The following is a 12441-nucleotide window of genomic DNA, read 5'->3' as shown; positions in this document are numbered from 1 at the left end:
ACATCCTGCTGGAGGGGGGCTGGGAGCGGTCACATCATCCCATGGCGGGCGGTCCAGAACCTAACGCAAGGGGATTGCCGAGGGGAAGTGGGAGGGGTAACAGGAGGTGCACCGACGCTGGCTGCGCCGGTGGTCCGGTGAGTCCGGTCGCGCCCGTCGGGCCGGCTCAGCCGTGCAGGTTCTCACCGAGCGCGCGGATGGAGCGCAGGCCGTCGAGCGTCGCGGCACGGTCGGCGTCGGCCGGCGACAGCTCGGCCGGCGCGAGCACGGCGGGGCCGTTCGCACGCACCGCGTCGAGGATCGAGGCGACGTCGTCGAAGACCTCCGCCACCCCCGCCTGCTGCAGCTCGTCGGTGCCGATCCCGCCGGAGAGCACGCCGATCGACCGCACACCGGCGCGACCGGCCGCCTCCGCGTCCCAGCGCGTGTCGCCGATCATGACGGCCTCGTCGGCTCCCACACCGGCGCGCTCGAGGGCCGTGCCGATGATGTCGGGATCGGGCTTGGCGGTCTCGACGTCGTCGGCCGTGGTCGCCGCGTGCAGGAACTCGTCCGCGTCGAGGCACTTCTGCAGCGCCTCGAACTCCTCCGGCGGGGCCGAGGTCGCGAGCACCACCCGGACGCCGGCGTCGTGCAGGGTCTGGATCAGCTCCCGAGCGCCGTCGAAGCGGCGGAGGCGCGGGATCAGCGGCTCGTAGTACTCGGTGTGCTTCTCCTTCGCCCGGTCGCCGAGCTTCTCGGCCTCGTCGCCGAGCAGATCCTCCAGCAGCTTGCTTGAGTCGAGCCCGATCGCGCGGTGCACCCGCCAGGCGTCGACCGGATGCCCGACGTCGGCGAAGGCGCGCACCCAGGCGTCGACGTGCAGGTAGTTGGAGTCGACGAGGGTGCCGTCGATGTCGAACAGGACAGCGCGAAGGGTCGAAGTAGCCATAGGGTCACTGAACCACCGATCGCCCGCGGCGGCACCCGGGCGTATCGTCGGGAATCATGACCGTCGTCATCGCCTTCGTCGCGAACATCCTCGTCGCCCTCGCGAAATCGGTCGTCGCCGCCCTCACGGGTTCGGCGTCGATGCTGGCCGAGGCGGCGCACTCCTGGGCGGATGCGGGCAACGAGATCTTCCTGCTGATCGCCGACCGGCGCGCGGAGAAGAAGCGTGACCCCGTGCATCCGCTCGGCTACGGCCGCGACGCCTACATCTTCTCGCTGTTCGCCGCCTTCGGGATCTTCACCGTGGGCGCGGTGGTGTCGGTCTACCACGGCATCCAGAGCCTGGCGGCGCCCGAGGCCGTCGAGGACTACACGCTCAACTACATCGTGCTCGCCGTGGCCTTCGTGCTCGAGGGCTTCTCGCTGATGCAGTCGGTGCGGCAGGGGCGGCGGGATGCGGCGCGCTACGGGCGCGGCTTCTTCGACTACGTGGTCAACGGCTCGAACACGACCCTGCGCTCGGTGTTCTTCGAGGACACGGCGGCCCTGCTGGGTTTGGTGATCGCGGGCGCCGGCATCGGCCTGCACCAGGTGACGGGCGATCCGGTCTGGGATGCGCTCGGCTCGATCGCGATCGGCCTGCTGCTGGGCGGGGTCGCGCTGCTGCTGATCAGCCGCAACCGGCGTTACCTGCTGGGGGCGGCGCCGACTGCGGCGTACCGGGCGCAGCTCGGACGGATGCTGCTGGCGCACCCCGAGATCCAGCGGGTGACCGCCCTCTACCTCGAGTTCAGCGGGCCGGGCACGCTCTTCCTGGTCGCCGCCGTCGACCTCGTGGGGGACGGGCCGGAGGACGGGGTGGCCCGGCAGCTGCGGCGGCTGGAGGGAGATCTGGAGCGGGACGACCTGATCGGGCGGGCGGTGCTGACCTTGGCGGTGAGCGACGAGCCGTCGCTGGAGTTCGGGGCGGGTTCGGGCGCTTCGTCGGGTTCGTCGCTCTGATCGGGTGGCGGGCGTGCTGGCGCGTCAATCCGTGATGATGCGGTGGGCGTGGGAGGTGGCCCGCGCGTACCAGCCGGTGCGGCGGTAGGGGCGGATGCGGACGCCGGCCGGGATGGGGACACGGTGGGCGTCGAGGCGGGGATCGCTGGCGCAGTCGATCACGAGGGGGGTCGTGTTCGGGCCCTCGCCGGCCCCGATGGTCTCGCCGACCCCGCCGAGCCAGAGCACGCAGTGGGAGATCGTGCCGCGGTCGGAGCGGAGGTAGAGGATGTCGCCGGGGAGGAGCTGGGCGGTGAGGGTGTCGTAGTCGCCCGACACGACGCTCACCCGGTGGTGCTGCGGCCCGAGGAGCGGGCCGGTGCGGTGCAGCTCTGACTGCTCGCCGACGGCGGTCGGCAGCGTGATCCCTAGCGCGTAGGAGTAGACGAACGAGACGAAGTTGCTGCAGTCCAGGCCGGGTCCGCGCCGGCCCGAACGCACGTCTTTCCAGGGCCAGCCCGCCGGCGGGTCCCAGGCCGGGACGTGGTGGTGCTGGTAGTCGAGGCCGATCAGCGCTCCGGCCACCGCCAGAAGGCGCTCGCGGGCGAGGGGGCCGGTGTACCGCTCGGCGGGTGCCGGATACGCCCGGGCGCGAGGGCCCCAGGAGCCCCAGCGCTGCGCGGTCTCTGCGGTGTACCAGTCGGTGGGCGCGACGACGGCCTGATCGTCGGGGGAGTTCCAGGGCGGGTCGCCGAAGCCGGCCTGCCGGGCCTCGGACGAGGTGCGGAACCGCAGCCGGTAGGGGGACCGGTAGGCAGGCTCGACTGCGGGCTCGACCGTGGGCTCGGCGCCGTCGCCTGCGGCAGTTATCCACAGGCTCGCACGCAGGGGCTCCGTCATCCACACATCACGCGTCCACTATTGCAGGCGGGTCGCTCACGCGATTTCATGGGGGGCATGACCGACGACACCATTCCGGACGCCGACCCCGGCGACGGCCGCGACGAGTCCCCGAACGAGCGCTACGACCGCAACTGGTCCGAGCTGCTGCAGGAGTTCCGGGTGCTGCAGACGGGCACGCAGATCCTCGCCGGCTTCCTGCTCACCCTGCCGTTCCAGCAGCGGTTCACCGAGCTCGGGCCGTTCGACCACGCGCTCTACCTGGCCCTCGTCGTGCTCGCGGCGGTGCTGACGCTGCTCGCCCTCACACCGGTCACGCTGCACCGTCTGCTCTTCCGGCAGAAGGCGAAGAAGGAGCTCGTGCAGGCGTCGAGCGCGATCCTGATCGTGTGCCTGGCCGCCGCATCCCTGCTCTTCATCGGCATCGTGCTCTTCGTGTTCGACTTCGTCATCTCGCCGCAGGCGGGCCTCTGGGCGGGCGCCGCGGTGCTCGTGCTCGTGCTGGTCATCTGGCTCGTCGGGCCGGCTCTCGTGCGGGCAGCACGGAGTCGGGCCGAATCGCCTTCAGGCTCTTCTCGGGAGTCGTCTGAAAGCCCGCTGTCAAGCGGTGGTGGGCGCGCGCGATAAGGCGTGGACTGAAACCAGAGGCGGTCCGACCGCAGTCGCCCGAAGCGACGAGCAAGACGAAACGACGAGCAGTAGGAGAACACCATGGTTCAGATCATCGAGACCGTCGACGTGGCAGTGCCCGTGAACACGGCGTACAACCAGTGGACGCAGTTCGAGAGCTTCCCCCACTTCCTCGACGAGGTCGAGTCAATCACGCAGAGCGACGACACCCACACGCACTGGAAGGTCAAGGTCGCCGGGGTCGAGCGCGAGTTCGACGCCGTGATCACCGAGCAGCACCCGGACGAGCGTGTGGCGTGGAACAGTGTCGGCGGCGACACCGAGCACGCTGGTGTGGTCACCTTCCACAAGCTCACCGACGACACCTCGCGGGTCACGGTGCAGATCGACTGGGAGCCCGAGGGGCTCCTCGAGAAGGCGGGCGCCGCACTCGGTGCGGGCAAGCACGCCGTGAAGAAAGACCTCGAGAACTTCAAGGAGTTCATCGAGAAGCAGGGCTCCGAGACCGGTGCCTGGCGCGGCGACGTCGAGAACTGAGCCTCGCCGCCGACGCCGCGAGAACGAGAAGAGAGGAATCACATCATGCCTACGCTGGACGGCCGCAAGATCGCCATCCTCGTCACGAACTACGGTGTCGAGGAAGCGGAGTTGGCGAGCCCCCGACAAGCGATCCAGGATGCCGGGGGAGACCCGGTCGTGGTCGCGATCGAGCAGGCTCCCATCCAGAGCCTGGTCGGTGACAAGGATCCGGGTCAGAGCTTCACGCCCGACGCGGTGGTCGGAGACGTCTCGGTCGACGACTTCGACGCCCTCGTCGTGCCGGGTGGCACGATCAACGCCGACAACCTGCGGCTGCAGGAAGACGCGATCGACCTCGTCTCGGCCTTCATCGAGGCCGGCAAGCCGATCGGTGCGATCTGCCACGGCCCGTGGGCCCTGGTCGAGTCAGGCGAGATCGTCGACAAGCGGATGACGAGCTACGCGTCACTGCAGACCGACATCCTGAACGCCGGCGCCGAGTGGGTCGACGAGTCGGTCTGCGTCGACACGGAGGGCGGCTGGACCTTGGTCACGTCGCGCACCCCCGACGACCTCGACGACTTCAACCGGGAGATCGTGGCGGCGTTCGCGTCGCGCTGACGCGTCCGCCCTCGTGCCGTCACCACTGTCGCCGAGACGTCACTTGCTGTCGCTATTCGCCCTGTTTAGCGACCACAAGCGACGTCTCGGCGTGGTGTCAACCCCGTGCCTCCGGGGCCGGACGCGCGTAGGCCTGGTGTCATGAGGATCCAATGGCGTCATCCGCAAGCCGGCCTCTGGGTCGCCCTCGACGAGGGCCGCCCCGCCGGAATCGTCTCCCGCAAGGCCCGTCGCGCCTACCGCGCGACTGTCGTCACCGGCCGTTCGCTCGGCCTGTTCGAGTCCGTCGAGGATGCGCAGGCCGCGCTCGAGCGGGCGCACTCTGCCGATCCGGCTCGCGCCCCGCATCCCATCTCCGAGCCCGCTCTCGTCGACTGAGCAGGCGCCCACCCTGTCCTCGACCCGTCGCCTGTTGTCGCTATTCCATGTGAGTAGCGACAACAATTGACGGGTCGAGGACATTCGGGCGGGACGTGTCGGGTTCGGAAGCGGGCACGGGTGCGCGCCCGGATTGGGGGTCGAGCTACGAGACGCGGTAGGCGCCGGCGGGGTCGCGGGTGACGAGGCCGCGCTGCTCGAAGGCGTCGAGCCAGCCCTGCATGGGCCAGGTGCCCCAGCGGTCGTGGAAGACCCGGGCGTTCCGCACGATCTCGGCCACGTGCTCGACCGGCGGCGACGAGACGGCGTGGTGCTGGTGGTACGCGCGCGCCGAGCCGACCCAGGCGAGCTCGACGCCCCGGCTGCGGGCGGTGAAGGCGAAGTCGGTGTCCTCACCGCCGTAGCCGACGTACTCCTCGGCGAAGCCGCCGATCCGCCGCCAGACGTCGGCGTGCAGGGCGAACGAGAGCGACCAGAACAGCTCGTGCGGGCCGCCGAGCTCGATCTCGTCGGGCGCGGGTGCGGGCCGGGCCGGATGCGGCCGGTCGGATTCGGCCAGCCGGTCGAGCCGGTAACCCCCGTCGGGTGCCGGCGGAAGGTACGTCACGGGCCCGCACAGCAGTCGCCCACTTGTCTCCTCGGCCGTCGCAGCGGCCGCGTATGCGCCGACCGCCGCCGGTGCGGGGAGGCAGTCGACGTCGAGGAAGACCAGCACCTCGGCCCCGAGCGCCAGCGCGGTGGTGGCTCCGAGGTTGCGAGCCCGCGCCAGCGGCAGTGCCCCGCCGCCGTCCGCACCCTGGGAGAGAGCGGGCGGGTCGGCGGTGACGAGGTGAGGGCGGTCGGGGCCCGACGGCAGGAGCCCCGCGATGGCGGGGTCGTCCATGGCGACGATGACGTGATGGTCGGGCCAGGGGTCGCACAGCGCCACCGCCTCGAGCTGCCGCTGCAGGTGCTCGTGGCGCCCGTGCACGACCGTGATCAGCGCGGTGACGGGCCGGCGCGATCCGAAGTCGCCGCTCATAGCCCGGCCTCGAGAACATCCTCGGCCCGGGCGACGCGCAGGATGACGTCGGCGGCGCGGGCGGCACCGCGGCCGTCGTTCCAGGTCGACCAGTCGTCGCCGTCGAGCTCGGCGGCCGCACGGAGGAGCGCAGGCCAGTCCGCATCCTCGAACGAGTCCGCCGTGACGACCGGCCACGGCCCGCGCTCCAGCGCCCGAGCGGTGTGCCGCTGCTCGTCGTGGGGGCGATCCTGCGCGATGACCACCGCCGGAACCCGCGCCGCCGCCACCTCCGCCACGGCGTTCTGACCGGCGTGGGTGACGACGACGTCGGCCGAGCGGATGAACGGCCACGGATCCGCGACCCACCGCCCGCCCGGGCCGCCGATCACGTCCCACTGCCAGTCCGGTGCCGAGGCCTCGGCCCGAGCGCGCGCCGCGGCCGACATCCCGCCGCCTCCGCTGCCGCTCAGCACGAGCACCCGCGGCCGCCCGTCCGCCGACGGCTCTGGCACGGCTGGGCCCGCCTCATCCGACGGGAAGCGCGCGATCGCTCCGACCGCGGTGTGCTTCGCACGGGCGTCGGGGTCGAGGCCGGTGAGCATCCCCTCGGCCGAGTCGGGCCACGCCGAGATGATCGCCGACGACACTGCGAACCCGAGTCGGTGCGCCTCGTCGTCGCGCCGCCCGGGCAGCGCGACCGTCACCACCGGCACCCCGTGCAGCCGGGCGAGCAGAGCCACCTCGACCGACACGTCCGAGACGATCACCGAGGGCCGGGCGGCGGCGATCCACGCCGAGATGCCGGCCATCCGCTCGCGCAGTCCCGCGTGCCCCACCGGCACCCAGTGCAGCCGCCCGCCCGCGCTGACGTCGTGCGCATCGCCTGAGGCAGTAGCAGAACCATCGACAGCAGCAGCGCCACCGACGGGATGCTCGTCCGCGTCGAGCGGGAGCGTCACCCACCCGCCGTCCCACCCCGCCGGCCGCGCCACCGACGACAGGCCGGTCACCGCGGCCCGCCCTGCCAGCGCCGCCGCGACGGAGCCGGCGCGCGAGAGATGCCCGCTACCCACGTGATGCACGTAGTACCCGACCACCGCCCGCTCGCCCACAGGAGTCGCGTCGACCCCGCTCACGCCGCGCGCGCGGGCTCGACCGCGGCCTCGTACTGGGCCTCGTACCCGCGCACCATCGCGTCGAGCGAGCAGTGCAGCTCGGCATGGCGGCGGACGCCCGCCCGCGGCAGCCGCGAGGCCGCCAGCATCGCCTCGGCGAGCGAGTCGGGGTCGCCGGGCCGCGCCAACCGCCCGCTCTCCGGCGTCACGATCTCGGGCAGTGCGCCGCGCGAGAACGCCGCGACGGGGGTTCCGCACGCCATCGCCTCGGCCGCCACGAGCCCGTACGGCTCCTCCCATTGCGGTGTCACGACCGCGACAGACGCCCGGCCGACCCGCTCGGCCAACTCGCTGGTGCCGAGGTGGCCCAGGTACCGGATGCGGTCGTCGAGCCGGGGCGCGATCAGCCGGTCGAAGTAGTCGTGGTCGTAGATCGGCCCCGCCAGATCGAGGGGCATGCCGGCGACCCGCGCCGCCTCCACCGCCAGATGCGGGCCCTTCTCGGCGACCAGCCGGCCCGACCAGATCGCCCCCTCGCCGCCGGGACCCAGCCGCCAGCGGGTGGTGTCGACCCCGTTCAGGATGACCTCCGCATCCGTGCTCGCCTGCCACTGATCGGCCGTGAAGCGGCTCACCGCGATGAAGCGGGCCGAGGGCGTGAGGCGCATCGCCGACTCCAGCCACGGCGTCGGTGGGGTGTGCAGCGTCGTGAGCAGCGGCACCGGCAGCGTCTCGGACATCGCCACGGGAAGGTGATGGAGGCTGTTGTTGTGCACGAGGTCGAAGCGCTCCCCGGCCGTGCGCGAGAGCTCGAGCATGAGGCCGAGGTACGCGTGGTGCTCCTGCATCCAGTGCTCGGGCGGGGCGGCGACGTCGCTGCGGGCCGCGGCGCTGAACTCGAAGGGCTCGATCGTCAGCTCACGCGCATCCAGTGCCGGGTCGGTGCCGGGGGCAGCGAACAGCGTGACCTCGTGCCCGCGCCGCGCGAGCGCCGTGGCGAGCGAGTGGGTGTGCGCCTCGAGGCCGCCGGCGAACGGCTCCCGCACGGGAAAACGGCTCGAGGCGATCAGGCAGATCCGGAGTGCCCTCATGACAGTAGTGCCCGATAGAGGTCGAGGTGCGCGGCCGCGACCGAGGCGCGCTGGCGGAGGCACTCGCCGATGTCGGCGCCCTCGGCGCGGGGGCTGTTCATCGCGGCGATCACCGCACGTTCGAGGGATTCGGCGTCGAGGGTCTCCCCGTCGCGGTGGTACGACAGCACCGGCCCCTGGTCGGCGTAGTAGCCGATGTCGGGGGCCACGACCGCGGTGCCGAGGTCGCGGCAGGCCTCGAGCCAGCCCGAGTGCGTGCCGAAGCGGTAGGGCAGTACCGAGACGTCGAGCGAGGCGAGGTACTCCCAGAGCTCGTCGTCGGTGAAGAAATCGTGGATGCGGAGCTCGAGCACCCCGCGCCGCTCGGCATCGCGGAGGAAGCCGGCCAGCTCGGCGTCGTACCGTGCCCCGTCGGGCTGCAGCACGTCGGCGTGGCCGTTGACCTGCAGGATGGCAGTGCCGAGCCGTCGCTCCTCGATCGAGCGCGCGATCGTCTCGATGACGGGCAGCGGGTCCATGCTCGCCCGGAGGCTCTTCACGTGCACGCCGATTCGGAAGGGTCGAGGAGCGGATGCGTCGGCACCGGTAGCCGAGGCGGTCGCGTCGCCCGCCGCGGTCGCGACGCCCGCCGCGGTCGCGGACTCCTCCCTCACGGCGCGCATCCGCTCCATCGTGTCGAGGTCGACGACGTGCGGATGCGGCACCACCAGAGCGGTGCGCCCCCAGCGCCGAGCGATCTCGTCGGCCGCCCCGGAGGTCAGCGTGATCAGCCCGTCGGCGGCCGGCACGAGCACGTCCAGCTGGGCGTCGTGCTCTCGGCGGTCGGCGTGATGCGGGTTGCGGAGGTCGTGCACGGTGTACACGAGCGGCTTGCCCTCGGCGCGGAGAGCGGCCACCAGCGCGCGGAGCTCGTCCGGCGTGCGCGCGTCGAAGCCGAACTGCAGGTGGAACACGTCGAACTCATCCGCGTGGGCGTGCACCCAGTCGGCATCGAGCATGACCGGGGGCCACCAGCGCGATACGGCCGAGCGGCGCGGGTCGTCCGGATCCGGATCCGCCAGCCGCACGACGGCCGGGTCCGCCGACTCGCCCACCGGCGACAGGTGCCGCACGTACACGTGGCCCGCGGGAACGGAAGCGACGCGGATCGGAGCGGTCGACTTCAGTGCGTCGGCGCCCGGCTCGGTCCGGGACTGGCCCTGAGCCGCGGGGCGGGGGCTCATCGGGCTCCGGGTAGCGACCCCGGGCTCGGCGGACATAGTGGTGTTCACGACCTAAGTCAACGACTAACCACAAGAGTTGCAACCGCTTGCGCGATCTGTTCGCCTGATGTACACGTCAGGCCCTTGCCGATCACGCATGTGGCGCGTCATCGCCGTCCGCGGCGCCGGCCCTTCATGGCGGGCACTGTCGTGCCCTTCGGAGCCGACGCGCGGATCACCACCGCCGTGACGACGCTCGTGACCACCACCCCCGAGACCACGGCGACGATCAGCGTGTCGGGCAGGAGCAGTACCGTCCCGACGACAGCGAACGCCGCGCCCAGCGCGAACCCGGGTACCGCCGAACTGAGCACCTCCGCGACGGCCGAGCGCTCGAGGTGGCGGCGCTGCCAGCCCATGGCACGGAGGGCCTCGGTCTGGGTGGTCCGCCGGGCGAGGCCGAGCCGGCGCACCACGACGATGAGCACGCAGCTCGCCGCGAGGGTGACTGCGATCAGGATGCCCTGCGGCACGAGCGCGGACGCCGTCGCGAAGGCGCCCAGCCGGGTGGGTCCGGCCGAGGTGCGCCCCTCCTGGAGCACGGCCGCGGCCGTCGCCGCGGCGAGGAAGACCAGCGCGAACGCGAGCGCGAGGGTCGCGGTCGAGGCGCGGTAGGTGACCGCCAGACGCAGTCCCAGCGCGGACGGCGAGGCGAGCCGGGCGCGCCGCGTCGACGCCTTCGCGGTCTTCGGTGCGGAGGGCGGGTTGGCGCCCTGGCCGATGAGCACGGCCGAGGTGAGCAGGCTCGACCCCACGGCCAGCACGACGAGCGGCCAGGTCACGTCCTTCACCGCCGAGAGCAGGATGGCGCCGGCTCCTACGGCGAGCAGGATGACGAGCGGCACCGCCTCCTCGGCGAGCAGCCAGCGGCGGATGCGGGCGCGCGGCCAGCCGATCTGCCTCAGCACGACCGAGTCGGTGCGGCGGGCGGCGATCGAGCTGAGCTGCACGGTGATCAGGAGCGCCGACCCCGCGAGCATCGCCATCACGAGCAGGGCGAGGTTCGTCGCCGACACCCCCTGAGCGGCGCTCGCCGCGGCCCCGAGGCGTGAGTACTCGAGCGAGACGACGGGGGCGGTCTGCGGCTCGGCGATCGGGCTGGCAGTCGCGGTAGCGGTTGCGGAGCCGGTCGACCCATCCGCATCCGCATCCGCCTCTCCCACCGGTCCCCGCAACGTCACCGGGATCGACTCGAACGACGACCCCGACACGACCGTCGCCGTGAGCCCCAGGTCGCGGATGCGGTTCGCGACGTCGAGGATGCGCGCCTGCGCCTCGGGGGAGTACCCCTCGACATCCGCCACCCGCACCCGGATCGACGACACCGGGTCGTCGACCGCGAGCGCGAGCGCGTTGTCGAGGTCGGCGACGGCGAGGGCGCCCGCCGTGTTGAGCCCGAGTCCGGACCACGACGGCGGAACGGCCGTCGCACCGTCGGCCCGCGTGCCGTTCAGCGCCACCGGGTCTGCGGCGTCGTAGCCGAGCCCGACCTGCCCGAGCCCGGCCCCGGCGGAGTGGAGGTCGGCCGGGGAGAACGAACCGACCGGCCAGGTGTTGGTCTCGATCGGGCCGAGACCGGAGGCCTCGAAACTCGGGATGGGGGTCTGCGTGTCGAAGATCAGCTCGCCGTCTTCGATGCCCGAGGCGGTGAGCTCGACCGAGGGCTCCGCATCCGGGTCGCCGGCCGACGGCGGCACGACGGTCGGCCGCACGACCGAGTCGGCCATCGGCGTGACCGAGGAGAGGATGGGCGAACCCGTCAGCCGGAACAGCGGGTAGTGCGCGTACGAGGGCAGCTCGGGCATGGTCCAGCCCGGCCACGGGATGTCGACGGTGTCGAAGCTGAGCGGGGACAGCGCGTCGCCGGGGGCTCCGCTGTAGATCGTGGTCGCCGGTCCCGGCTGAGCGGCCGAGACCCGGGAGAGGTCGAGCCCGCGCACGCCGTCGCCGTCGTCCGTGATCCCCTGGAGCGCCGCATCCGTCACCGACTGGGGGGCATCCAGCGGCGCCAGCTGCACGGTGAGCTCGGACGACGGGGTCTCGACCGTGCGGGTGAGCACGGGGGTGGGCATCGTGGCCACGCCCTTGTCGAACAGGGTCAGCAGGTCGTCACCCTCGACGGGCGGGTTGTCGGCGGTGAAGAACTGGTCGCCGAGCCGCCCGATCAGGCCGCTGGTGTCGATGAGCGGATCCATCACGCTGCCCGAGTCGCCGAGCAGGGCCTTCTCGGCCTTCGGGTCGACGAGCACGATGTGGGCCGTCTTCACGGCCTGCACCGGGAGCGTGAGCGCGGCGACTCCCTGGCCGGCCGGGGGCTGCTGCGGGGACTCGCTGCCGCCGTAGACGTAGCGGATGTTCTTCGGGATGTCGGTCTCGAGGCCGTAGCCGACCCCGCCCGCGGAGGTCACCACCCGGACCGGTCTGTCGGGGAGGCCCTCGCCCGCCGGCTGGAAGCCCTCCCAGGTGGACTGGTCGACCACGAAGTCGACCGACTGCTCGACCGTGCGCGGAGCCGAGACGCCGTCGTCGATCGCGAGCGAGGTGGTGGCGCGGTAAGCCCGGGGGCCGCTCGAACCGTCGAGCGGGATGGTGAGCGTGACCTTCGACACCCCGGTCGTCGTCGTCGAGATCTCGCCGATCGGGGCGGCGACGTCGATGCCCTCGAGTCCCTCCACCCGGTAGACGAGGTCGTCGGGGATGTGGCCGAGCGAGGAGTCGGTCAGCGCAGCGGAGGGCAGCAGCGTCTCCTCGCCGTCGATCAGGGGCGAGGCCCCGGCGGCGGTGACGAGGATGTCGTAGTCGCCGCGCCAGTTGGCATCGAGTGTCTTCTTCAACTGCTCGGATGCGGTGGACTGCAGGAAGGACGCGGCCAGGAGCACCAGGCCGATCAGGCCCAGGGCCACGATCCGGAGGCCGCGGCGGCCGAAGCGGCGGAGCGGGCCGGGCACGCGGTCGCCCGCGCGCGCGGGGCGGGAGGCGGCGGGCGCGTTGCCGCCTCGGCGCACGCCCGG

Annotated in this window: 12 protein-coding genes; 5 read left to right on the top strand and 7 right to left on the bottom strand. The window is 72.2% G+C overall.

Going from position 1 to position 12441, the window contains the following annotated elements; all coding sequences use genetic code 11:
* Window positions 1-166: 166 nt before the first annotated feature.
* Window positions 167-931: an HAD family hydrolase gene (locus HSO01S_RS17770; RefSeq protein ID WP_084361821.1), complete on the bottom strand. Its 765-nt coding sequence runs from the start codon at window positions 929-931 to the stop codon at window positions 167-169.
* Window positions 932-987: 56 nt separating this feature from the next.
* Here HSO01S_RS17770 and HSO01S_RS17765 point away from each other — a divergent pair, with 56 nt between their 5' ends.
* On the top strand, window positions 988-1932 hold the full coding sequence (locus tag HSO01S_RS17765) for a cation diffusion facilitator family transporter (protein ID WP_066043986.1): 945 nt from the start codon (window positions 988-990) through the stop codon (window positions 1930-1932).
* Between the two features lie 24 nt (window positions 1933-1956).
* Here HSO01S_RS17765 and HSO01S_RS17760 read toward each other — a convergent pair whose 3' ends face one another.
* Window positions 1957-2811 carry an NlpC/P60 family protein gene (locus HSO01S_RS17760; RefSeq protein ID WP_157079159.1) on the bottom strand — a complete coding sequence of 285 codons (855 nt, stop codon included), beginning with the start codon at window positions 2809-2811 and terminating at the stop codon, window positions 1957-1959.
* A 57-nt stretch (window positions 2812-2868) separates the two neighbouring features.
* Between HSO01S_RS17760 and HSO01S_RS17755 the strand changes: the two genes are divergently transcribed.
* The 4 genes from HSO01S_RS17755 to HSO01S_RS17740 all read left to right on the top strand — a co-directional run bounded on the left by HSO01S_RS17755 (window position 2869) and on the right by HSO01S_RS17740 (window position 4959).
* Entirely contained in the window at window positions 2869-3438 is a 570-nt protein-coding gene (locus tag HSO01S_RS17755) for a DUF6328 family protein (RefSeq protein ID WP_245636056.1), read from the top strand.
* A gap of 84 nt (window positions 3439-3522) precedes the next feature.
* Complete coding sequence (locus HSO01S_RS17750; protein WP_066043980.1) at window positions 3523-3978, top strand: SRPBCC family protein; 456 nt, start codon at window positions 3523-3525, stop codon at window positions 3976-3978.
* Between the two features lie 45 nt (window positions 3979-4023).
* A complete protein-coding gene (locus tag HSO01S_RS17745; protein WP_066043978.1) occupies window positions 4024-4581 on the top strand; it encodes a type 1 glutamine amidotransferase domain-containing protein in 558 nt (185 codons plus the stop codon).
* A 141-nt stretch (window positions 4582-4722) separates the two neighbouring features.
* Complete coding sequence (locus HSO01S_RS17740) at window positions 4723-4959, top strand: hypothetical protein (protein ID WP_066043975.1); 237 nt, start codon at window positions 4723-4725, stop codon at window positions 4957-4959.
* Between the two features lie 145 nt (window positions 4960-5104).
* On the opposite strand, the gene HSO01S_RS17735 is transcribed toward HSO01S_RS17740, so the two are convergent.
* The 5 genes from HSO01S_RS17735 to HSO01S_RS19165 all read right to left on the bottom strand — a co-directional run.
* Complete coding sequence (locus tag HSO01S_RS17735; RefSeq protein ID WP_066043973.1) at window positions 5105-5980, bottom strand: glycosyltransferase family 2 protein; 876 nt, start codon at window positions 5978-5980, stop codon at window positions 5105-5107.
* A complete protein-coding gene (locus HSO01S_RS17730; protein WP_066043970.1) occupies window positions 5977-7098 on the bottom strand; it encodes a glycosyltransferase in 1122 nt (373 codons plus the stop codon). The genes HSO01S_RS17735 and HSO01S_RS17730 overlap by 4 nt, the downstream gene beginning before the upstream one ends.
* Window positions 7095-8168: a glycosyltransferase family 4 protein gene (locus HSO01S_RS17725; protein ID WP_066043967.1), complete on the bottom strand. Its 1074-nt coding sequence runs from the start codon at window positions 8166-8168 to the stop codon at window positions 7095-7097. The genes HSO01S_RS17730 and HSO01S_RS17725 overlap by 4 nt, the downstream gene beginning before the upstream one ends.
* The gene (locus HSO01S_RS17720; protein WP_245636055.1) at window positions 8165-9439 is read right to left on the bottom strand and encodes a glycosyltransferase family protein; all 1275 of its coding nucleotides are present in this window, start codon (window positions 9437-9439) and stop codon (window positions 8165-8167) included. Before HSO01S_RS17720 ends, HSO01S_RS17725 begins: the two co-directional genes overlap by 4 nt.
* A gap of 98 nt (window positions 9440-9537) precedes the next feature.
* On the bottom strand, window positions 9538-12441 hold a 2904-nt coding region (locus HSO01S_RS19165), incomplete at its 5' end, for an ABC transporter permease (protein ID WP_066043964.1).

The organism is Herbiconiux solani NBRC 106740 (assembly GCF_001571005.1).
Taxonomy (GTDB): domain Bacteria; phylum Actinomycetota; class Actinomycetes; order Actinomycetales; family Microbacteriaceae; genus Herbiconiux; species Herbiconiux solani.
This window is presented reverse-complemented; position numbering and strand designations above follow the sequence as displayed.

Bases quoted from the DNA above. Each gene is read 5' to 3' on its own strand.
- HSO01S_RS17725 (WP_066043967.1), bottom strand. From the start codon at position 8,168: ATGAGGGCACTCCGGATCTGCCTGATCGCCTCGAGCCGTTTTCCCGTG.
- HSO01S_RS17765 (WP_066043986.1), top strand. From the start codon at position 988: ATGACCGTCGTCATCGCCTTCGTCGCGAACATCCTCGTCGCCCTCGCG.
- HSO01S_RS17750 (WP_066043980.1), top strand. From the start codon at position 3,523: ATGGTTCAGATCATCGAGACCGTCGACGTGGCAGTGCCCGTGAACACG.
- HSO01S_RS17770 (WP_084361821.1), bottom strand. From the start codon at position 931: ATGGCTACTTCGACCCTTCGCGCTGTCCTGTTCGACATCGACGGCACC.
- HSO01S_RS17740 (WP_066043975.1), top strand. From the start codon at position 4,723: ATGAGGATCCAATGGCGTCATCCGCAAGCCGGCCTCTGGGTCGCCCTC.
- HSO01S_RS17735 (WP_066043973.1), bottom strand. From the start codon at position 5,980: ATGAGCGGCGACTTCGGATCGCGCCGGCCCGTCACCGCGCTGATCACG.
- HSO01S_RS17755 (WP_245636056.1), top strand. From the start codon at position 2,869: ATGACCGACGACACCATTCCGGACGCCGACCCCGGCGACGGCCGCGAC.
- HSO01S_RS17745 (WP_066043978.1), top strand. From the start codon at position 4,024: ATGCCTACGCTGGACGGCCGCAAGATCGCCATCCTCGTCACGAACTAC.
- HSO01S_RS17760 (WP_157079159.1), bottom strand. From the start codon at position 2,811: ATGACGGAGCCCCTGCGTGCGAGCCTGTGGATAACTGCCGCAGGCGAC.